This window comes from Ruegeria sp. BK1, from assembly GCF_056535645.1.
The window spans coordinates 2,603,742-2,624,565 of record NZ_JBQFIS010000001.1 but is presented as its reverse complement, the minus strand read 5'-3'; the positions used below and the strand labels follow the sequence as shown (position 1 = coordinate 2,624,565).

Here is a 20,824-nt window from a genome sequence, read left to right as displayed (position 1 = left end):
TTGCCTTCGGCGAGGATATTTTTGGCCAGATGAAGATGGGATCCTGATGAAGACTGCGCTTTTGACTCATGCGGATTGTCTTGGACATGTGACGCCGGACGGCCACCCTGAGCGGGTCGCGCGATTGGAACATATTCTGCATGCCTTGGAGCCGCTGGATTTGGATCGCAAGACTGCGCCTTTGGCAGCAGATGATGATCTGCGGCGTATTCATCCGGACAGCTATATTGAAGACATTCGGCGCAGCGCACCTGTGGAAGGGTTTCGGCAGATCGACGGTGATACGTTCATGTCGCCGGGGTCGGTGAGCGCTGGATATCGCGCGGCGGGGGCGGCTGTTCGGGCGGTGGATTTGGTGCTGGGTGGTGAGGCGCCGAATGCGTTTTGCGCGGTGCGGCCTCCGGGGCATCATGCTGAGACGGACACCGCCATGGGGTTTTGCTTGTTCGGCAATGCGGCGCTGGCGGCGAAACATGCGCTGGATCACCACGGGCTGCGTCGCGTGGCCGTTGTGGATTTCGACGTGCATCACGGCAATGGGACGCAGGATCTGCTGTGGGACGAAAAGCGCGCGTTGGTCATTTCCAGCCAGCAGATGCCCTTGTGGCCGGGATCTGGACGCCCCGATGAAACCGGTGCTTATGACACGGTGCTGAATATCCCTCTGGCACCTGGTAAGGGTGGGGCCGAGATGCGTGCAGCCTATGAACGGTTGGCCTTCCCGCGTCTGCGTGCCTTTGAGCCGGAGCTGATCATTATTTCGGCCGGGTTCGATGCGCATCAGGATGATCCGCTGGCCGAATTGAACTGGTCCACCGGGGATTTTGCCTGGCTCACGTCAGAGCTGTGCCAGATCGCGGCAGAGCTGTGTGAGGGTCGTATCGTCTCGACTCTGGAGGGCGGGTATGATCTGAAAGCCTTGGCCGAGGCCACCCGTGCCCATGTGGAAGAATTGATGAAGGCAGCCCAATGACCGAGACACCCGTTGACCAGATGACATTCGAACAGGCCATGAAAGAGCTGGAGGCCGTGGTTGGTCAGCTTGAGCGTGGAGATGTTGCATTGGACCAATCCATTGCTCTGTACGAACGCGGGGCGCAGCTGAAGAAACGCTGCGAGGATGAGTTGAAGCGGGCCGAGGAAAAAGTGGCGGCGATCACGCTGGATGCCGAAGGTCAGCCGACCGGGACCACGCCTGTCGAAGGTCAGTAAATGTTTCGAGACAGATTGGCGCAGGATGCGGCGTTTATTCAGGACCACTTCAATACGGTTCTGGGGGCGCTGGACAATCTGGATGTGACCCGGGCGATGGCTTATGCCACCGAGGGCGGGAAAAGGCTGCGCGGGTTTCTGGTGTTAGAGAGCGCTCGGTTGCATGGTGTTGAGACTGAACGAGCCATTTGGCCCGCGACGGCTATCGAAGCGCTGCACGCGTATTCGCTGGTCCATGATGATCTGCCTTGTATGGATGATGATGATCTGCGCCGGGGGCGGCCCACGGTTCATGTGAAATGGGATGAGGGTACGGCCGTTCTGGCCGGGGACGCGCTGCAGACGCTGGCGTTTGAGCTTTGCGGGAACGCGCAGGTTGGCGAGGCCGCAATTCGCGCAGATTTGACCCTAACGCTGGCGAAAGCAAGCGGTGCGCAAGGTATGGTGCTGGGGCAGGCGCTGGATATCGCGGCGGAAACGGCGGAGGCTCCGCTGACGCTGGAACAGATCACGCGGTTGCAGGCAGGTAAGACCGGGGCGCTGATCGAATGGTCTGCCTGTGCGGGCGCGCGGTTGGCGCAGGCGGATGCGGACCCGCTGCGCCACTATGCCCGCGCGCTGGGCCTTGCCTTTCAGATCGCGGATGACATCTTGGATGTTGAGGGCGATGCCGAAAAGGCCGGAAAGCGTCTGCAAAAGGATGCAAAGGCGGGCAAGGCCACCTTTGTCTCGCTGCTGGGGCTGGACGCCGCCAAGGCCCGCGCGGCGGAGCTGGTGGATCAGGCCTGTACTGCGCTGGATGGCTATGGAACTGCCGCTGAAACCTTGAAGGACGCCGCCCGCTTCGTTATTGCCCGGGACAGCTAAGCCAGGAACGCGCCATATGTCTGTCCGCCCGAATACGCCCCTGCTGGATCTTGTGAGCCGCCCTGCGGACCTCAAGCAGTTCTCGGATTCGCAGCTGCGGCAGGTCGCGGATGAGCTGCGAGCTGAGACCGTCTCGGCCGTTTCCGTCACCGGCGGGCATTTGGGCGCTGGTTTGGGTGTCGTCGAGCTGACCACCGCGCTGCACGCCGTCTTTGACACCCCGCGCGACAAGATCATCTGGGATGTGGGGCATCAGTGCTATCCTCACAAAATCCTGACCGAACGGCGCGACCGGATCCGCACACTGCGCATGAAAGACGGCCTCAGCGGCTTTACCAAACGCAGCGAAAGCCCCTATGACCCGTTCGGGGCTGCCCATTCCAGTACCTCGATCAGTGCCGCGCTTGGGTTTTCCGTCGCGCGCGATTTGGGCGGTGTCACGCCAGAAGGGTTGGGCGATGCGATTGCTGTGATCGGCGATGGGTCGATGTCCGCAGGCATGGCGTTCGAGGCGATGAACAACGCGGGCCACCTGAAAAAACGCCTGATCGTAATCCTGAACGACAATGAGATGAGCATTGCGCCCCCGGTTGGTGCGCTGTCCAGCTATCTGTCGCGGATTTATACCGAGGCCCCGTTCCACGATCTGAAAGCCGCCGCCAAAGGCGCGGTGTCCCTGCTGCCGGAACCCTTCCGCGAGGGGGCGAAACGCGCCAAAGAAATGCTTAAGGGCATGGCCATGGGCGGCACGTTTTTCGAGGAGCTGGGATTCTCGTACATCGGTCCCATCGACGGGCATGACATCGACCAGTTGCTGCCGGTGTTGCGTACCGTCAAGGCACGGGCGACCGGGCCGATCCTGATCCACGTGCTGACCAAAAAGGGCAAGGGCTATGCCCCCGCCGAGCAAGCCCGCGACAAGGGGCATGCAACCGCGAAATTCGACGTAGTGACGGGCAAACAGCACAAAGCGCCATCAAACGCGCCGTCCTATACCTCGGTCTTTGGCAAGACGTTGGTGGAAGAGGCCGAGCGCGACGACAAGATCGTGGCTGTGACTGCGGCGATGCCAGATGGCACCGGGCTGAACCTGTTTGCAGAACGCTACCCCTCACGTTGTTTCGACGTGGCGATTGCTGAACAGCACGGCGTGACCTTTGCCGCCGCGCTGGCTGCGGGCGGGATGAAGCCGTTCTGCGCGATGTATTCGACTTTCCTGCAGCGCGGTTATGATCAGGTTGTGCATGACGTGGCCATTCAACGCCTGCCGGTCCGGTTCGCCATCGACCGCGCGGGGCTTGTGGGGGCCGATGGCGCGACGCATGCGGGCTCGTTCGACATCGCTTATCTGTCCAACCTGCCGGGCATGGTGGTGATGGCCGCCGCCGATGAGGCCGAGCTGATGCACATGGTCGCCACCGCCGCTGCGCATAACGAAGGCCCCATCGCGTTCCGCTATCCGCGGGGTGAGGGTGTAGGCGTCGACCTTCCCGAGCGCGGGGAAGTTCTGGAAATTGGCAAAGGTCGCATCATCCAAACCGGCGCGCGGGTTGCGCTGCTGTCCTTCGGCACCCGTCTGGCCGAAGTTCAAAAAGCGGCCGAGGCGCTTACCGCTAAGGGTATCACGCCGACGATCGCCGATGCGCGTTTTGCCAAACCGCTGGACCGCGACCTGATTCTGGATCTGGTCGCCAATCACGAGGCGCTGATCACCATTGAAGAAGGGGCGATTGGCGGCTTTGGCAGCCACGTGGCGCAATTGTTGGCGGATGAAGGCGTGTTTGATGCGGGTCTGAAATACCGTTCGATGGTGCTGCCTGACATCTTCATCGATCAGGCCAGCCCTGCGGATATGTACGCGGTAGCTGGTATGAATGCCGAGCAGATCGAGGCCAAAGTACTGTCGGTTCTGGGCGTGGCCACAATCGGCGAAAAGCGCGCCTGATCTCTGTTTTCGCAGAAAATGGTGCCTATAGATGGCACTGAACAAAGTAGTCACCAAGCGTCAAATCCAATGAGCCTCCTTCTCGGATCAACTGACGTTTCCTGTAACTCGCGAGGCGTCTTCAATGATGCCACTACAAGCTCACTTCGGTGTCTCGCCAAAGTAACCCCCAAAAAATGCGATCATCGCTAACAACACACCAACCAATATCACGATCACAAGCAGTGCTCCGCTACCTTTGGCAAAATATCCCAGTGAGACTAGGCCAACCACGAAGATGCCGACCAGAAAGTAGAGTACTGTATTGTCCATCTTTACCCCCAAATGAGTTGTTTACACTCAACAAGTACATGCTCGAAAAAAAACGATCCAAAGACCGCTATAGATGACGTCAAACGGCTTTCGGTGACTGTCGAATGCCGCTCAGCGTGGCGAACAAGACCGGTACCAGGATCATTGTGAGCATCGTACCCACCGTCAAACCGCCCATGATCGTTACAGCAAGACCCACCCAAAACACGTCTGGCAGTAGCGGTATCACACCCAAAACTGTAGTGGCGGCGGCCAGTACGACAGGGCGCAGTCTTGAGGCTCCGGCATTCAAAACGGCGTCGTAGCCCGGCTGACCTTCGGCCAAGTTATCGTTGATCTGATCGATCAGAACGATTGCGTTTTTGATCATCATGCCCGCCAGGCTCATGCCCCCGAGCAATGCAACGAATCCAAACGGTGTGTTTGTAAGGAGCAGGCTCGGAACAATACCTATCAGCACAAAAGGTACTGTCAGGAAAATGACCAACGGTCTGCGGTATGAGTTAAATAGCCCAACGACAATCAGTGCCATGATCGAAAACGCGGGGATCATACCCGGAATCAAAGACGCTTGCGCAGACACTGTGTCCTCGTGCTCTCCACCCCATTCCATGCTGTAGCCCGGTGGCAAGTCAGCCTCCAGAGCTTCGAATTCGGCAAGAACTGCGGCGCGATAACTTGGCAGAGTTACGCTATCGATTGGATTGGCTTGCACAGTCAGAACACGGCGCCGGTCGCGACGATTGATCGTTGGATCTTCGGGCTGAATATTCACGCCGCGTACAACCTGTGCCAATGGGACAGGCTCAACAGAAAACGGTGACTGAAGTTGCAACAGTTCAAAGTTGTCGACGGCTGCCACATCTTCTGCGCCAGGCCGAACGATGATTGGCAGCAACTCGTCACCTTCGCGGTAGAGGCCGACCGAACGCCCGTCAAATGCTCGTTTTGTCGTGTTTCCAAGATCTTCATACGTGATACCGGTCCACCGTGCTCGGTCCTGGTCATAGTCTGGGACAGTTTTCAGGACACGGTTGCGCCAATCGGTGCGCGCCACTTTCGTCCATTGATGCTGATCCAGTATCGCAACTGCTCTGTCACCAATTTCGCGCAGAGTCTCAGGATCAGCATCCGATGGGCCGATGATGCGGTTCTCGAATGCCCAGGTGTTGCTGGGTCCCACACCGAATTGACGTGTGAAAGAGGTCGCCTCAGGCATGTTGGCTGATATCCAAAGCGATATCTCTTTGGTCATCTCGGGAATGTCGCGGTAATCCTCGACATTAACAATGACTTGCGCGTAGGACGGGTTGGTTCCCTCGGGGTCGACTGGCAGGTAGAAACGGGGCGGGCCAGCTCCGATAAAGCTGGCGATGCCGGTCACACGATCGTCCATTTCAACCTTTTCTTCGATCCGTGAGATCGCTTCTGACACGGCTTCAATCCGAGTTCCCTCGGGAGCGTAATAGTCGATCATGTATTTGGTCATCGACGAGGTCGGGAAGAACAGCTGTGTGACAGAGCCAAAACCAACCCCGGCAATGACCAAAGCACCCAAAGCCACCCCGATCGTCAGATAACGCACGCGGATCGCCGCAGCCAGAAAGCGGCGGTAAATCGCATAGAAACCGGTGTCAAAGGTCTCGCTTGCTCCACCCTTTGGCTCCGGTAGCATGGCAACGCATTGAAGTGGTGTTACCGTCATCGACAGCAACCAACTGACCAGCAACGCGATCCCAACAACTGAGAAGAGTGTTCGGCAGTACTCCCCTGCGCTCTCGACAGATGCAAAGATCGGGTAGAAAGCCATGACCGCGACAAACGTGGCCCCAAGCAACGACATAGCGGGACGCGTTGCGGCCTCAATCGCGGCCTTTGCACGGTCCATTCCTTGCGACATCCGGACCATGGCGCCGTCCGCTACCACGATCGAGTTATCTACCATCATGCCGAGCGCAATGATCAATGCACCCAAGGACATGCGCTGAAGATCTATGCCAAGTGCTGCCAAGGGTATGAAGGTGGTAAGGATTGTTAGAATCAGCCCGCTGCCGATGATGATCCCCATCCGAACACCCATCGCCAAAGTTAAAACGACCAGGACGATTGCGACGGCTTGGGCAAGGCTCACCAGAAAACTGCTGACCGCAAGGTTTACGTCATCGGATTGCCAATGAACCCGTTCAACCTCGATGCCCATCGGCAGGCTTGCGATCAGTTCTGATACTCTCGCATCTACCGCCTCACCAACACTGACAACGTTGACCCCAGACTGGAAGGATATGGCCAAACCAATAGATGGGAGGGCGTTATAACGCATCATAGTTATCGGTGGGTCAATGTAGCCTTCTTTAACCTCAACGATGTCGCCCAGCCTTAGCAACTCTGGCCCACGACGTTGACCGCTTTGAGCCTGATCCAGACCACTTGGTCGGACGACTAAATCTGCGATGTCAGTTGGGCTTGTGAAGGTTCCGCTGGGCGCAATGCGCATGCGGTAGTCACCGACGTTTACCCGCCCTGCATCCACGATCGCATTCTGGGTCTGTAACGTGTTGAGAATTGTCTGAGCCGAAACTCCCAATGCGGCCAAGGCTTCTTCCCGTGTTTCCAGATAAATGACCCTGTCGCGTTCGCCCCAAAGATCGACGCGGCCGACACCGTCGATCAGCGAGAGCTCTCGCTTGAAGTCTTCGGCATACCCATCAAGCTTCTGAGCAGAGAACCCATCGGACGTCATAGCCAGCAGTAGACCGAAGACATCACCGAAATCATCGTTGATGGCAGGACGACCTGCGCCCGGGGGCAGGTCTGTTTCCACGTCTCTGACTTTCCGACGTAGTGTGTCCCAGATTTGCGGTAGCTGGTCCGACCAATAGTTCGGGCGAATTTCGACTTTAATCGTCGACACACCCGCCCTGCTTTCGCTCGAGATGTAATCAATCTCCTTAATTTCCTGGAGTTTCAGCTCGATCCGTTCTGTGATCTCTTGCTCAACTTCTTCAGGGCTGGCGCCGGGATAGAGGGTGGTCACAACCGCAGTTTTGATAGTGAACTCGGGGTCTTCTAGCTGCCCCAGACTAAAGAAAGCCGAAATGCCGCCCAACGTAAGCATGACTACCGTGAACCAAACGAATTTGGCGTTGCGGATGGAGAACGCCGCGAGACCCATTACTCTGTATCCTCGGAAAGTCGTGAAACTTTTTGGCCTTCTCGCAAAGAGTTCGCTCCGGCAGTGACGACCACATCACCAAATTCCAGACCTTCACTAACGGCCACCCCTTGCGACCGGGGCGTGCCAAGCGAAACCTTCCTTGCCGTTACGGTTTCTGAGCTGGCATCGAATACCCAGACATGCGGATCTGTTTCCCCTTCAGGCACGAAAACCGCGCTGGCAGGAACCATGATCGCATCGAATGGTTCGTGCCCTTCCTTTGGCTGGCCACGGACGCGCCCTGCCATACCCGGAAGAACAAGTGCGTCTTCCGGTTGATCCATAATCAACGTGACAGGGAAGGTTCGGGTCGTCGCCGAAGCCTCGGATCCAATCTCGCTGATTTCCGCCGGTAGAACCACATCCCCCAGAGCATCAAAAGTAACGGTGATGTCTTCAATGTGAGGGATCAGGGCGATGTATCGTTCGGGGATATCGATCACCACTTCGATGCGTTCGGCATCCAAAATGCGCAGCACCGGAGTCTGAGCGGCGACTTCTTCGAAATCTTCAATGTATTTGCCGACAACACGACCATCGAACGGTGCCGCCAAATTCGTATAGGTTAAATCCAGAGTGGCTCTGTCCAGAGCGCCTTGAACAGAATTGATGGCCGCCTTAGCGGATGTCTCGCCAGCGATAAATCGGTCGAGTGTAGCCTGAGCAGCAACGTCCTTTTCGACCAGCGATCGTTGCCGATCTGTTTGCAACTTGGCGTTCTCAAACGTTGCCTGTGCGCTTGCTAGTTCGGCGGTAAGCCGGTCTACTTCAGCCTGGTATGGAGCTGGATCCAAGGCTGCCATAATGGCGCCCTTCGTTACAAGGTCCCCAACCTGAACATCGACGCCAACAACATTGCCCGGTACGCGAAAGGCCAAAGAGACTTCGCGCGCAGCCCTGGCTGTTCCGACAAAATATCGGTCATGCAAACTGGAGAGGTCGGAAATCTCGATGGCTCTGACAGGTCGAATAAGTGTTTGGGTCGCATCTTCTTCCTTCTCCCAGCAGCCGGTAAGCAACACGAAGGCAAATAGCCAACCAAAAGTTCTCTTCATATCCCCCTCCCGTGCCGCCCGCGTTCCTCACTTCGTCGCTGTGAAGGTGGCCTAACTTGCGGATTTTGCGCCTAAAGCTGGCACAATTGTACGCGCTTACCAAACAAAGTCAAAAATACGAATTTGTTTAGTGGTGGCGGAGAGAAACCCGAGTACACTTTGGCAAACTGACAAGACAATTTATCAGTACGATGTCGCCTCGACGCTGCCGTTTGTCATATCGGTGGCACAGAAGGCCGTGTTTCGAGTTAGTGTAACTGCGTTAAAAGGTAAACGTGCGGAGGGCAAACTGTGATTGATTAAAGTCCAGGCCGTCGTCCGGACCTACGTGTGGAGCTGAAATGTCCCCCTTTCGTGAACCGCTGCCATTGCTGCTTATTTGCTAATGGCAGCTTTGTCCGCAAAGCAACCGCTCATGCCGAGTGAAGCGAATAACCGCTTTGAGCCCTATTTACTCGGGCCTAACCTTCAGAAACGCGGCAGCGATGGTATCAGCTGAACCCAATTCGGTAGGTCACACAAAACGCATAGAGTGCCATACGGTGACTGTTGGCTGCACTGAGCCCAAAGCGGAATGTTTTAACTTTTTGTCGTGAAAAAAGTCAGTTCAGTGTTAGTTTGATACCGCGACATCCAATAGATGTATTCCATGCTGGACAATCGAACTTAAGCCCAGCCCAATAATCTATGCCCTAGTCTAAACTGAGTCAGCTACTTACGGTGCCAAGATGCGGTTTTCTTCCCTCGCCCAGAAACTCTTGTCGTTAAAAATCTGACTTTTTTGAGCCTCAATGTGTATTATTCTCGACATGAGATGCCTTGTACTCCTGTGGGACGGACAATGATTAAAGAAATAAAACCCATGCGCTTGCTTTCTGTACTTAGTGTGATGGTTCTATTCACAACCGGAGCGGTTGCTCAGACAATCGAACGGATAACAAAAAATAACGAAATCCGCTTTGGTTTTCGAATAGATGCTGCGCCACTATCTTACGTCAACGACCAAGGTCGGCCGTTTGGCTTGTCACCCTTGATTTGCGATCAGGTCGCACAGCGTCTCGCGAAGAAACTGGAATTGAATGAATTGAACGTCCAGTTCATTCCGGTCGACTCCAAGGATCGTTTCGACAAAGTTGCCTCGGGAGAAATAGATATGCTCTGTGGGGCTGCGACCATAACACTTTCCCGTCGCGAAGCTGTTGATTTCTCGCTTCCAATATATGTCGATGGCACGTCCATATTATTACCAATTGAAGCCGAGGGCACTATGAGTGCGCTGGCGGGGAAGAAGGTTGGTATGAGAAGCAGCACAACAACAGAAGCATCCGTTCTCAATTCCTTTGAAGCGGAGGGTATCGAAGCAAATATGGTGCGGTTCGGTTCACACCCAGACGGTATCAAGGCGCTAAGAGATGGCGAAATCGATGCGTATTTTGCGGATCAGTCGATTTTGTTGGTCAACTACATTGCTGCCGGACTAAAGGGCAAATTCAAGTTGTCCCAAGAAATACTAACCATAGAAAAGCAAGGATTGGCGATACCGAAAGGAGACTATGATTTTCGATTGCTAATAGATCGCATTTTGTCAGAGATGTACGCTCAAGGCACAATGGAAGAGATTTTTCGCATTGCTTTGCCAGGGATCGAGCCCAGCGAAGCATTGAAGGCTCTTTATGTTATCGCCCCTACCAATCCTTGAGACGCATTGCATGAAACAGTTTTGCTAAGTGTAAATATCCTTTTGTAATTTATGCTGGTTTGTTCGCAAAGCGGAAGTTGGTACGAACTTCAGCGAAGGTACGCACCAAGCTTAAAGGCGACACTAGTTGTGGACGCAGCATCGGTTGATATGGCCGGAGAGCAGACGTTTGCTGCGGGTGCGCATTTCGAGTTGGGCATAACCTGAAGCATCCTTCCAAGCCAACATAATGACGTTTGACTTGGCGAACATGACCAAAAAGTCGAAGGGACCAATATAGGCGAGCGAAGCCTAAAAATGTTAAACTTGCGGCGGTTTTAGTTAAACCGTTTCAGCTGGATTGCCTACACTGCTGCAAAGCAAGGGAGGACGTTATGAACGACGATGCTGAAATCTCTGGCGGTTACAGTAGCGATCCAGCCCGTTCCTACTCCCTGAAGGCAGAGGCCTATACGGATCACTCGTGGTTCGATGCGGATCTGAAATCGGTAATCGCTCGGACTTGGCAATGGGTTTGTCATGTTGAGAAGACCCGCGAGCCGGGCGCTTATTGCACCGTGGAAATCGCGGGCAATCCGATTGCGATTGTACGCGGCAAGGAAGGAATTCTGCGGGCCTTTTATAATGTCTGCAAGCACCGCGCGCACGAGCTTCTGTCAGGAGAAGGCAACACGACGCGGATCATGTGTCCCTATCATGCTTGGGTCTACAAGCTGGACGGGCAGTTGGCGCGCGCGCCGCATACTGAGAGCCTTGTTGATTTCAACCCGGGTGAAATTTGCCTTGATGAAGTGCAGGTCGAAGAATTCTGCGGCTTTGTTTTCGTTAACCTCGATCCGAATGCGCGACCCCTCGCTGAACAATCCGGGAACCTTGAAACGGAGGTGCGCCATTGGGCACCTGATGTGGATCAGCTGACATTCGGCCATCGGCTGACCTATGATATCAAGTCGAACTGGAAAAACGTCGTCGACAATTTCCTTGAGTGCTATCACTGCCCGACCGCGCACAAGGACTTCTGCGATCTGGTGGATATGGACACCTATAAGGTGACGACCCACGGTATTTATTCCAGCCATATGGCGGACGCGGGTCAAAACGCGAATAGCGCCTATGACGTTTCCAATGCGACAGTTAAGACTCATGCCGTTTGGTGGCTTTACCCGACAACGTGCCTGATGCGTTATCCCGGACGCTCCAGCATGATTGTGTTGAACATCATTCCCGTGAACCCGGATCGGACACTGGAAACCTACGACTTTTTCCTTGAAACGCCTGAGCCTGACGAGATGGAGTTAGATGCGATCCGATACTTGGACGAAGTGCTTCAGGTCGAAGACATCAACCTCGTGGAAAGTGTGCAGCGTGGGATGAATACGCCGGCGTTCACGCAAGGGCGGATTGTTCATGATCCCGATGGCTCGGGCAAATCGGAACACGCGGTTCACCATTTCCACGGGCTTGTTCTGGACGCCTACGAAAAAGGTGCCGCGTGACGCGGCCGAATATTCTGGTGATCATGGCGGACCAACTGGCGCCGCATTTCACCGGGGCATACGGACATAAGATCGCCAAGACTCCGCATTTGGACGCGTTGGCTGCGCGCGGGATGCGCTTTGATGCAGCTTATTGCAACTCGCCGCTCTGCGCCCCGTCGCGCTTTGCCTTTATGTCAGGGCAGAACATCAGCCGGATTGCGGCATATGACAACGCGTCTGAATTCAAAGCGTCAGTGCCCACTTTTGCACATTATCTGAAATCGCTCAGCTATCGCACGTGCCTGTCCGGCAAGATGCACTTTGTCGGTCCCGATCAGATGCACGGGTTTGAGGATCGCGTGACCACCGATATCTACCCCGCGGACTTTGCCTGGACCCCGGATTGGGAAGCTCCTGACGAGCGGATCGATAAGTGGTATCACAACATGCAGACCGTTAAAGAAAGCGGTATGGCGCATGCGACATTCCAGATCGATTTTGATGACGAGGTCGCTTTTGCCGCCAAACGCTGGCTGATCAATGCCGCAAGGGACAAGGCGCTCGGGCTGGATGCGCCTTTTGCTATGGTGGCGAGTTTCATCCATCCGCACGATCCGTATGTGGCGCGTCCCGAATGGTGGAACCTTTACTCCGATGATAACATCGACATGCCGGCGTTTGTGCCAAAGCTTGAGGATCAAGATCCGTTTTCTCGGCGTTTGCTGGACGGGATCGAAGCCTCGTATGTGCCCTTGACGGAAGAGGAAGTGTGCCGTGCCCGCCGGGCATATCTCGCCAATGTCAGCTATTTTGACAGCAAGATAGGTGAGCTTGTTCAGACCCTCGAGGAAATTGGAGAACTGGACAACACTATTGTCATAGTCACTGCTGATCACGGCGATATGCTGGGCGAGCGTGGCCTCTGGTACAAGATGAACTTCTTTGAACATTCAGCCCGGGTGCCCATGGTCATGGCCGGGCCGGGCGTTGCTGTCGGGACAGCGCGTAATGCTGTTTCGCTCGTGGATCTTTTGCCAACGTTTATCGAACTTGCCGGCGGCGACCTGTCAATGCTCGGTGAACCGATAGACGGGCGCAGTTTGGTCCCCTTGATGCGTGGCGAGGACGACCCGGTTGACGAAGCAATTGGTGAATACTGCGCAGAGATGACGGGCTATCCCGTGATAATGATCCGGCGCGGGGTGTTGAAATACATTCATTGTGACAGTGATCCAGCTCAGCTTTATGATCTCAGCGTAGATCCCTTGGAAATGCGCAATGTCGCGGCAGATGCGGAATATGCCGATGCGGCGTCAAACTTTGCGGCGGAGGTTGCCGCGCGTTGGGATGGCAAAGCACTGCGCAAACAGATCATCGCAACGCAAAAATCTCGTCGGGCCCTGCACGCTGCGATGGAAGCAGGTGCAAGCGAAAGTTGGGACTACAACCCGCCGAGCGACGCCAGCCAGCAATACGTGCGAAACCATATGGATTGGACCGCAGCCGCAAATCGCTACCGCTATCCCCCTTTGAAGGACCAGAATTGATGAAGCTTGACGGAAAAATCGCGCTGGTGACTGGCGCACGCGGCGGCATAGGACGCGCGATTGTGGCGCGGTTCATAAAGGAAGGTGCGACGGTCTACGCTGCCGATCTCACACCCCATGGATCGCTCAATGCCCATGACGACGATGGCAGCATCTTTTTGAAACTTGATGTAACGCAAGAGGCCGATGCTATCGCCGCAATGCAAGCAGTGCGACGTGGACAGGGAAAACTGGATATTCTGGTGAACGCCGCAGGGATCGAAATCGAAAAGACCGTGGAGGAAACCACGCTTGAGGAATGGAATCAGAGCTTTGCTGTGAACTCGACGGGGACATTCCTGACTTCAAAATACGCACTGCCGCTGATGCGTGAAGCTGCGAAGTCGGGCAGCAGCGCCAGCCTGATCAATTTCGGTTCGTATGACGGGTTCATCGCCGATCCCGGCCTTGCTGCCTATTGCGCCACGAAGGGCGCGGTGCATGCGCTGACTCGCGCCATGGCTTGCGATCATGGTCCCGAAGGCATCCGCGTCAATGCGATCTGCCCAGGCTACATCGATACACCGATGCTACAGAGTTTTTTCAACGGTGATGGTTCTGGCGGGGGTGGCGGCAATATTGAAACACTGCAAAAGGCCGTGCGAGACGTGCATCCGATGCGCACCTATGGCACACCCACGGACATTGCCAATCTGGTTAATTGGCTGGCCTCAGATGAAGCGCGCTATGCCTCCGGTCAGCTTTGGGTGCTCGATGGCGGGCTGTCGGCGCAAGTTCAGCAGATGAAACTCTGATGCCAAAGTCCGTTATCATCACCTGCGCACCCACGGGCGGTATCCATACCCCTTCCATGTCGCCGCACCTGCCGGTTACCCCTGCTGAGATTGCCACCGCCAGCATTGAAGCCGCCCAAGCCGGTGCATCGATCATCCACCTGCACGCGCGCCATCCAGAGACTGGCAAACCTGATCCTCGTCCCGAACTGTTTGCTCAGTTTTTGCCGGTCATAAAGCAGTCTACTGACGCTGTGATAAACGTCTCGACAGGTGGCGGGCTGGGGATGTCGATGGATGACCGGCTTTTGGCGGCAACGTCTGCCAGCCCGGAGATGGCTAGCTTGAATATGGGGTCGATGAATTTTGGCATCTTCCCGATGCTGCAAAAGTACACCGAATTTCAATTCGACTGGGAACGCCCGTTTCTTGAGATGACCGAAGATTTCATCTTTCCCAACACGTTCAAAACGATCCGCTATGCGATCGAAAAGCTCGGCGGCGATCACGGCACCAAATTCGAGTTCGAATGCTATGACCTGGGCCACCTATACAACGTCAAATGGTTCGTAGATCAGGGCATTATCAAGCCGCCATTCTTTATACAGATGGTCTTTGGCATCTTGGGCGGAGTTGCTGCGGATCCCGATCATCTGGTTCATATGCACAACACCGCTAACAAACTGTTTGGGCCCGAGAATTACGAATGGTCAGTGCTGGCGGCAGGGCGGCATCAGATGCCTTTTGCCACCCTAAGCGCGATGCGCGGCGGAAACCTGCGCGTCGGGCTGGAGGACAGCCTCTTTATCGGCAAAGGCGAGCTTGCGACGTCAAATGCGCAGCAGGTCATTCGCATCCGCAGCATCATCGAAAATCTGGGTCTGACAGTTGCTACTCCAGAAGAGGCGCGCGCGCGTCTGGCGCTAAAGGGCGGCGATCAGGTTGGGTTCTAGGGAGGGACCTATGCAAACGAAAATGCTGATAAACGGCGAGCTGGTCGAAGGCACAGGCGAGGCACTCGATGTCCTGAACCCAGCGACAGGCGAGGTGCTCGAGGCGGTACGCGAGGCAAGCCCGGAGCAGATTAAGGCGGCGACCCGCAGCTCTGCAGAAGCGTTTGACGCATTCGCGAGAACCCCTCCGGCAGAGCGCGCGGCGTTGCTGCTGCAGATCGCTGATGTGATCGAAGCGCATAGCCAAGAACTGGCCGAGCTGGAAAGCTTGGATGTCGGCAAACCGTGGCCATCTGCGCACGATGACGAGATGCCGCTGACCATCGACGTCTTTCGTTTCTTCGCAGGCGCTGCTCGCACCATGACGGGGTCTGCGACCGGCGAGTACGTTGCAGGCCACACATCCATGATCCGCCGTGATCCAGTCGGGCCTGTGGCTGCAATTGCGCCGTGGAACTATCCGTTGATGATGGCGTCATGGAAGCTGGCCGCGCCGGTTGCGACAGGCTGTCCTTTAGTACTGAAACCCTCTGAACTGACGCCGCTGTCTACGCTGCGTCTGGCGGAGCTATTACAGGATGTCCTTCCCAAGGGCGTTCTGAACGTGATCCACGGACGCGGCCCGTCCGTTGGTGACGCGTTGATCAACAGCCCAGAGATGGAGGCGATAACGATCACGGGGTCACCAGCTACCGGCATGGCGGCCATGCGCGCGGCTTCTCAGCAAATCCGTCACGTGCATCTTGAACTGGGAGGGAAGGCCCCGGTCATAGTATTCGAAGACGCAGATCTTGATGCCGTAGCCGAGACGATTCGATATGGCAGCTATTTCAACGCCGGTCAGGACTGCGCGCAACCCTGCCGCATCATGGTGGCTGATGGTGTTTATGACCAGATCGTAGCTGCAATTCAGGATCAGGTTGACCAGATCCAGATCGGTGCGCCTAAGGCCAAAGGCACGGAAATGGGGCCGCTTGTGTCCGCTTCTCAACGCGACCGTGTCGCTGGTTTTGTTAACCGCGCGCGCAACGCTGCGGAGATCGTCTCAGGTGGCGCCGCAGGCGACGGCGACGGATTCTTCTACAAGCCCACAGTCATCGCCAACGTAGACAACGACGCGGAGGTTGCCTGTAATGAAATCTTTGGTCCTGTTGTCACCGTTTCCCGGTTCTCGGATGCGGAAGAGGCATTGAAGATCGCAAATTCAGCCAGCTATGGTTTGGCATCCTCGGTTTGGACCCGCGATGTGGGACGCGCCATGAATATGACTTCTAAGCTGCGATATGGCTTCACATGGGTGAACACCCACGGCGTTGCCACGCCCGAAATGCCGTGGGCCGCGATCAAAGGCTCGGGTACAGGCAGCGACATGTCAGTTTACGCCTTGGATGCCTATACCGCGATCCGGCACGTGATGGTGGCACACTGATGCGGTTGGCGGGCAAGTGCGCTTTTGTGACGGGCGGCAGGCAAGGCATCGGCCGCGGTATCGTAGACGCGTTTTTGAGCGAGGGCGCGACCGTTACGACTTGCGGACGTGGGCCTCGACCCGGCGGACTGCCTGAAGATGTCGTTTGGCATGAGCTCAACGTGTCAGATCCTGCGGCAGTGAACATCATCGCCGAGGCGACGGACATTCTGGTCAACAATGCGGGTGTGCAGGTCGAGAAAACTGTGGTTGATACCACGGATGCCGACTGGGAACTGGTGATGGGCGTAAATGCACGTGGCGTTTTTAACTGCTGCCGCGCGTTTGTCCCGCTTATGCCCAAAGGCGGATCGATTATTAACATCGGCTCGATTTCTGGCAACGTCGCGGACCCGTCCATGGCGCTTTACAATGCGTCAAAAGCGTTCGTGCACGGGCTGACGCGTTCCATCGCCGTGGATCACGGACCAGACATTCGTTGCAACGCAATTTGTCCTGGCTGGATCGAAACCGGAATGCTCGATGCAGGGTTTGATCTTGCTGACGACCCTGCAAAAGCGAAGCAGGACGCACTGGCCCGTCACGCTGTTCGCCGGTTCGGTAAGCCTGACGATATTGCCGCCATGGCGGTTTGGTTGGCCTCGAACGAAGCTGCATTCGCGACAGGTCAGCTCTTTGTAATTGACGGCGGTATGACCGCTGCGTCACCGCTTTACCCGGGGCTTTTCTGATGGACGAGATTGTACATACAGCCGTCTTGGGTGCTGGCGTCATTGGCGCGAGTTGGACCGCGCTTTTTCTTGCAGCGGGGCGCTGCGTGACGGTGTTCGATCCTGATCCGAACGCGGAAACCAACGTGCGAAAGTACATTGAAAGGGCGTGGCCCGCCTTGGACGAATTAGGGCTAACCGCGCGCGCCACGCCTGACGCATTGCGCTTTGTTGCGCGCGCGGGTGAAGCGGTGCAAACTGCCCAGTTCGTGCAGGAAAACGTGCCAGAACGGCTGACGCTCAAACACGCAACCTACCGAGAGATAGAGCCCCTGCTGCAACCCGGCGTGATTGTCTCAAGCTCGACCTCCGGTCTGACGTTGGAGGCGTTACAAAAAGGTTGGAAAGACCCAAGCCCTTTAATCCTTGGTCACCCATTCAATCCACCGCACCTGATCCCCTTGGTCGAACTTACGGCTAACTCAGAAACAGGGGCGGGAGTGTTAGACCGGACTGAAGCCTTCTACGTCGACATCGGCAAGGTGACCATCCGCATCAACAAGGGGATGCCAGGACATGTTGCCAACCGTCTGCAAGCGGCCATCTGGCGTGAGGCGGTACACATGGTTGTCAAAGGCGTGGCGAGCGTCGAAGACATCGACAAAGCCATGTGGGCCGGGCCGGGACTGCGATGGGCTGCCATGGGGCCGACAACCCTGTTTCACCTTGGCGCCGGTGAGGGCGGGTTACAGGGTTTTTGCGACCATTTCAAAGACACGTTTAACGGATGGTGGGACGATCTGGGCGATCCGCGACTAGACGACTATACCGTAAAACTGTTGGTCGACGGCATGGTTAAAGCATCCGAGGGCAAAACCACGGCGGAGCTATCCGCGAAGCGGGACAAAATGCTTACGGCGATGCAGATCGCGACGCGTCCGCATCGCTCTTGAGATCCGGCTTGTACATCGGCCAGGCGCGGAACTCGAAAGGGACGCGACCTTCGATCCGATCTGCGCTTGGTGTTAAACCGAACCGTTGATTATAGGCGCGGCTGAAATGAACCTGACTGTTGAACCCGGATGCGGCCGCGATCTCACTGAATTTCAATTCGGTTTGGGTAACCAGTCCGCGGGCCCGGTCCAAGCGAATGTCGCGATAATAGGCGACAGGTGATTTGTACACGTACTGATCGAACAATCGGCTGAGCTGACGTTGTGAGACACCCAGTCTTTCCGCGATCTCAGGTATCGACAGCGTCGTTTCGAGGTGGGCTTCCATTAAGTCGATTGCCGCTCGCACAACGCCAGACGTGACATAGCCCATTGGCTCGACGACTTTGGGGTTCTGCGAACGCCCTTCGCCTCGAACCTCGTGATGAAACAGATACCGCGCCGTCGCATTCGCAATGCTCTCGCCGGCCACCGCATGCACTAACCGCAGCCCCGCATCAGTAGACGCCGTGCCCCCGCAACACGTGAATATGCGGTCATCTTGCACGAACATATTCTCAGACACGTCCGTATCCGGGGCGATTTCGATGAATGCATCGATATGTTCGTAATGAACCGTCGCTGTCTTTCCCTTCAGCATACCTGCGTTTGCAAGTATGATCGCGCCTGTGTCCAATCCACCGATGATCGCGCCCGACCGCCACCACTTTTGAAACAAATTGCGAAGCTCGTGCGACGTGTAGCGCTCGGGCGTCCAGCTTGAACTAACAAGAACGAGCCAAGGGTTGCTTTCATTGACGTCTTTAACGGGGGCGGTTTCAATCAGCATCCCATTGCTGGCCTCGATCCCGCCGCCGTTTTCTGAGACAAGGGTCCACGAAAACTTATTTCTCCCCGACAAGTAGTTGGCCACGCGAAACGGATCAATGAACGACGTTGTCGCCGACGCATTGAAATGTGGAGTCACGAGAGCGATTATTTCATGCTGGGTTATGATTGGACTGGACATGTCTGATTTTGTCAAAACGCGTCTGAATTTGTCAAATGAACTGCGCTTATGTTGCGGCCGCAGCGAATGTCGCCTTGGGGGGCCGCATCTCTGCATCGACGGTAAATGCCAGATGTCAGCAAATGGTCGACAGCAGAAATTCCCGCACTTCATTTGACTATCCGCTTTGTCCGCGAAACGGTCATTTGGGCAAACCGCAACTAACGACGGCAGCGAGCCCATTTTGACCGCTGCCGCGCGATGTCCCAATGACAGCAATGCGGACTAAGCAGACCTTAGGAAATCGAGCGATACATGCATAATCGTTTCCCATGCGTCTGTTCCTGGCAGAGGTACGTGATTTCTACCTTCCACGATTCTCAACTGTGCATCTCGCAGCAAAGAGGCCAGCAAGCTAGATTGGCTTACTGGATTGACGGAGTCTTCAGTTGTGTGAACTACGAGGACCGGCACCCGTACTTGGTCGAGGATGTTTGATACGTCGAAGGTGTCTATCGAACGCCTGAGTTCGATCGCTGTGTCCGGTGATGCAGAGGCCAACTGCATCTTGCACATGTCATCAATCTGTACCGCCGATGCTTCGGGCATAAATAACGTCGCATAAGCCTTGCCAAATGCACCGCTTGGCTTGCCCCAACCTTCTGATATGAGGTCAAGAAAGGTATCCGCCTGAACAGAGTTGGGTTCGGGCTCACGGACGGCGCGGCCCTGAACAAAACCACCGTACAGAACCATTCGGCTTACGCGCTCAGGATAGGCGGCCGCGAATGCCAGCGACACAGGCACCCCCTGTGAAGTCGCCCAGATCGGAAAGCGTTCGAGTCCAGCGTCGTCGGCCACAGCAAGCATGTCTTCGACCAGCCGTTCAAGCGTGAAGTCCGTCGCGGAGGCTCCCGAAAGCCCGGTCCCCCTCTGATCGTATCGCGTAAGAGAAAAATGTGCGCCAAGGCGATCAAGCGTCGGTCGCCTGACTTCACTCTCCCAATCCATATTCAGATGCGTCAGGAATTGCCCGGCCCTCATCAAAGGTGGACCTTCGCCGCTAGTAGCGTAGGCGATGACAGTGCCATCCGCGGATCGAGCAGCTTTGCTGATCTGGCGATCAGAGCGTGGTTTAGGTGTATCAGGGCTTGTCCGCGCGACGCTGGAGACTTCAACAGAGAACCGATACCCCCGCTTACTCAGCGTTTCGAGCATGCGGTTCGCACGATCGTTGTCGCCGATGGCCCGTCTGACCGCATTTATCCTGGTTGAAATAGTTGAATCTGAGACAATCCTGCCATCCCAGACATTTTCGACAAGATCGTCGCGCGAGACCACTATTTCTGGATTCCGCAAGAAGTATTCCAACACGCCGAAAACCTGCGGCTCAAGACGTACGGATTTACCTGACTTCCAAAACATCTGCCGATCAGTATCGACCGCGCAATCTCCGAAAGTGACCCTCATAGACTAAGCATGACTCAATGTGGGCAATCCGAGAAGGCCTAATTTTTCTCAAGAAAATCTGGATGCTCTCTTCAAGTATTCGCCCGCCTGCGAAGGCACAGTGTTCACGTCACACAAGGAACAAACACATGCCAACCCCTAGTTCTCTAATGCCTGACCTTCGCCAAATCGGATCTGATTGTGCATTCGGTCGCAGCCAGCAGTGCGATTACATATTTG

17 protein-coding genes are annotated in these 20,824 nt (G+C 55.8%); 12 read left to right on the top strand and 5 right to left on the bottom strand.

Features of this window, described 5'->3' with window-relative positions:
• The first annotated feature begins 46 nt into the window (after positions 1 to 46).
• The 4 genes from ACR3E7_RS13080 to dxs are packed head-to-tail and all read left to right on the top strand — an operon-like array spanning position 47 to position 4,024.
• On the top strand, positions 47 to 973 hold the full coding sequence (locus ACR3E7_RS13080; protein ID WP_480503547.1) for a histone deacetylase family protein: 927 nt from the start codon (positions 47 to 49) through the stop codon (positions 971 to 973).
• The gene (locus ACR3E7_RS13075) at positions 970 to 1,212 is read left to right on the top strand and encodes an exodeoxyribonuclease VII small subunit (protein WP_480503546.1); all 243 of its coding nucleotides are present in this window, start codon (positions 970 to 972) and stop codon (positions 1,210 to 1,212) included. The genes ACR3E7_RS13080 and ACR3E7_RS13075 overlap by 4 nt, the downstream gene beginning before the upstream one ends.
• Positions 1,213 to 2,079, top strand: a complete 867-nt coding sequence (locus ACR3E7_RS13070; RefSeq protein WP_480503545.1) for a polyprenyl synthetase family protein — start codon at positions 1,213 to 1,215, stop codon at positions 2,077 to 2,079. It begins immediately after the preceding gene.
• A 16-nt stretch (positions 2,080 to 2,095) separates the two neighbouring features.
• Complete coding sequence (dxs, locus tag ACR3E7_RS13065) at positions 2,096 to 4,024, top strand: 1-deoxy-D-xylulose-5-phosphate synthase (protein WP_480503544.1); 1,929 nt, start codon at positions 2,096 to 2,098, stop codon at positions 4,022 to 4,024.
• Between the two features lie 141 nt (positions 4,025 to 4,165).
• Here the strand turns inward: dxs and ACR3E7_RS13060 are convergent, their stop codons facing one another.
• The 3 genes from ACR3E7_RS13060 to ACR3E7_RS13050 form a co-directional block, all read right to left on the bottom strand.
• The gene (locus tag ACR3E7_RS13060) at positions 4,166 to 4,336 is read right to left on the bottom strand and encodes a hypothetical protein (protein ID WP_170425586.1); all 171 of its coding nucleotides are present in this window, start codon (positions 4,334 to 4,336) and stop codon (positions 4,166 to 4,168) included.
• Between the two features lie 79 nt (positions 4,337 to 4,415).
• Entirely contained in the window at positions 4,416 to 7,508 is a 3,093-nt protein-coding gene (locus ACR3E7_RS13055; protein ID WP_480503543.1) for an efflux RND transporter permease subunit, read from the bottom strand.
• On the bottom strand, positions 7,508 to 8,605 hold the full coding sequence (locus tag ACR3E7_RS13050; protein WP_480503542.1) for an efflux RND transporter periplasmic adaptor subunit: 1,098 nt from the start codon (positions 8,603 to 8,605) through the stop codon (positions 7,508 to 7,510). The genes ACR3E7_RS13055 and ACR3E7_RS13050 overlap by 1 nt, the downstream gene beginning before the upstream one ends.
• Before the next feature lie 841 nt (positions 8,606 to 9,446).
• Here ACR3E7_RS13050 and ACR3E7_RS13045 point away from each other — a divergent pair.
• The 8 genes from ACR3E7_RS13045 to ACR3E7_RS13010 all read left to right on the top strand — a co-directional run bounded on the left by ACR3E7_RS13045 (position 9,447) and on the right by ACR3E7_RS13010 (position 18,147).
• Positions 9,447 to 10,304: an amino acid ABC transporter substrate-binding protein gene (locus ACR3E7_RS13045; protein ID WP_170770740.1), complete on the top strand. Its 858-nt coding sequence runs from the start codon at positions 9,447 to 9,449 to the stop codon at positions 10,302 to 10,304.
• A 374-nt stretch (positions 10,305 to 10,678) separates the two neighbouring features.
• Positions 10,679 to 11,800, top strand: coding sequence for an aromatic ring-hydroxylating oxygenase subunit alpha (locus ACR3E7_RS13040; RefSeq protein ID WP_170785384.1), 1,122 nt, complete (start codon positions 10,679 to 10,681; stop codon positions 11,798 to 11,800).
• Positions 11,797 to 13,329, top strand: coding sequence for a choline-sulfatase (gene betC, locus ACR3E7_RS13035; protein ID WP_480503540.1), 1,533 nt, complete (start codon positions 11,797 to 11,799; stop codon positions 13,327 to 13,329). The genes ACR3E7_RS13040 and betC overlap by 4 nt, the downstream gene beginning before the upstream one ends.
• Positions 13,329 to 14,123, top strand: coding sequence for an SDR family NAD(P)-dependent oxidoreductase (locus tag ACR3E7_RS13030; protein WP_170785380.1), 795 nt, complete (start codon positions 13,329 to 13,331; stop codon positions 14,121 to 14,123). Before betC ends, ACR3E7_RS13030 begins: the two co-directional genes overlap by 1 nt.
• The gene (kce, locus tag ACR3E7_RS13025) at positions 14,123 to 15,055 is read left to right on the top strand and encodes a 3,5-dioxohexanoate:acetyl-CoA acetone transferase (protein ID WP_170785378.1); all 933 of its coding nucleotides are present in this window, start codon (positions 14,123 to 14,125) and stop codon (positions 15,053 to 15,055) included. The genes ACR3E7_RS13030 and kce overlap by 1 nt, the downstream gene beginning before the upstream one ends.
• Positions 15,056 to 15,065: 10 nt before the next feature.
• Positions 15,066 to 16,484 (top strand): aminobutyraldehyde dehydrogenase, encoded by a 1,419-nt coding sequence (locus tag ACR3E7_RS13020; RefSeq protein WP_480503539.1) that lies wholly within the window; start codon positions 15,066 to 15,068, stop codon positions 16,482 to 16,484.
• A complete protein-coding gene (locus ACR3E7_RS13015) occupies positions 16,484 to 17,215 on the top strand; it encodes an SDR family NAD(P)-dependent oxidoreductase (protein WP_170770728.1) in 732 nt (243 codons plus the stop codon). Before ACR3E7_RS13020 ends, ACR3E7_RS13015 begins: the two co-directional genes overlap by 1 nt.
• Positions 17,215 to 18,147 carry a 3-hydroxyacyl-CoA dehydrogenase NAD-binding domain-containing protein gene (locus tag ACR3E7_RS13010; protein WP_170770726.1) on the top strand — a complete coding sequence of 311 codons (933 nt, stop codon included), beginning with the start codon at positions 17,215 to 17,217 and terminating at the stop codon, positions 18,145 to 18,147. The genes ACR3E7_RS13015 and ACR3E7_RS13010 overlap by 1 nt, the downstream gene beginning before the upstream one ends.
• On the opposite strand, the gene ACR3E7_RS13005 is transcribed toward ACR3E7_RS13010, so the two are convergent.
• The gene (locus tag ACR3E7_RS13005; RefSeq protein WP_170770724.1) at positions 18,107 to 19,156 is read right to left on the bottom strand and encodes a GlxA family transcriptional regulator; all 1,050 of its coding nucleotides are present in this window, start codon (positions 19,154 to 19,156) and stop codon (positions 18,107 to 18,109) included. The genes ACR3E7_RS13010 and ACR3E7_RS13005 overlap by 41 nt on opposite strands.
• 264 nt (positions 19,157 to 19,420) lie before the next feature.
• On the bottom strand, positions 19,421 to 20,560 hold the full coding sequence (locus tag ACR3E7_RS13000) for an alpha/beta hydrolase (protein WP_170791589.1): 1,140 nt from the start codon (positions 20,558 to 20,560) through the stop codon (positions 19,421 to 19,423).
• Positions 20,561 to 20,824 lie beyond the last annotated feature (264 nt).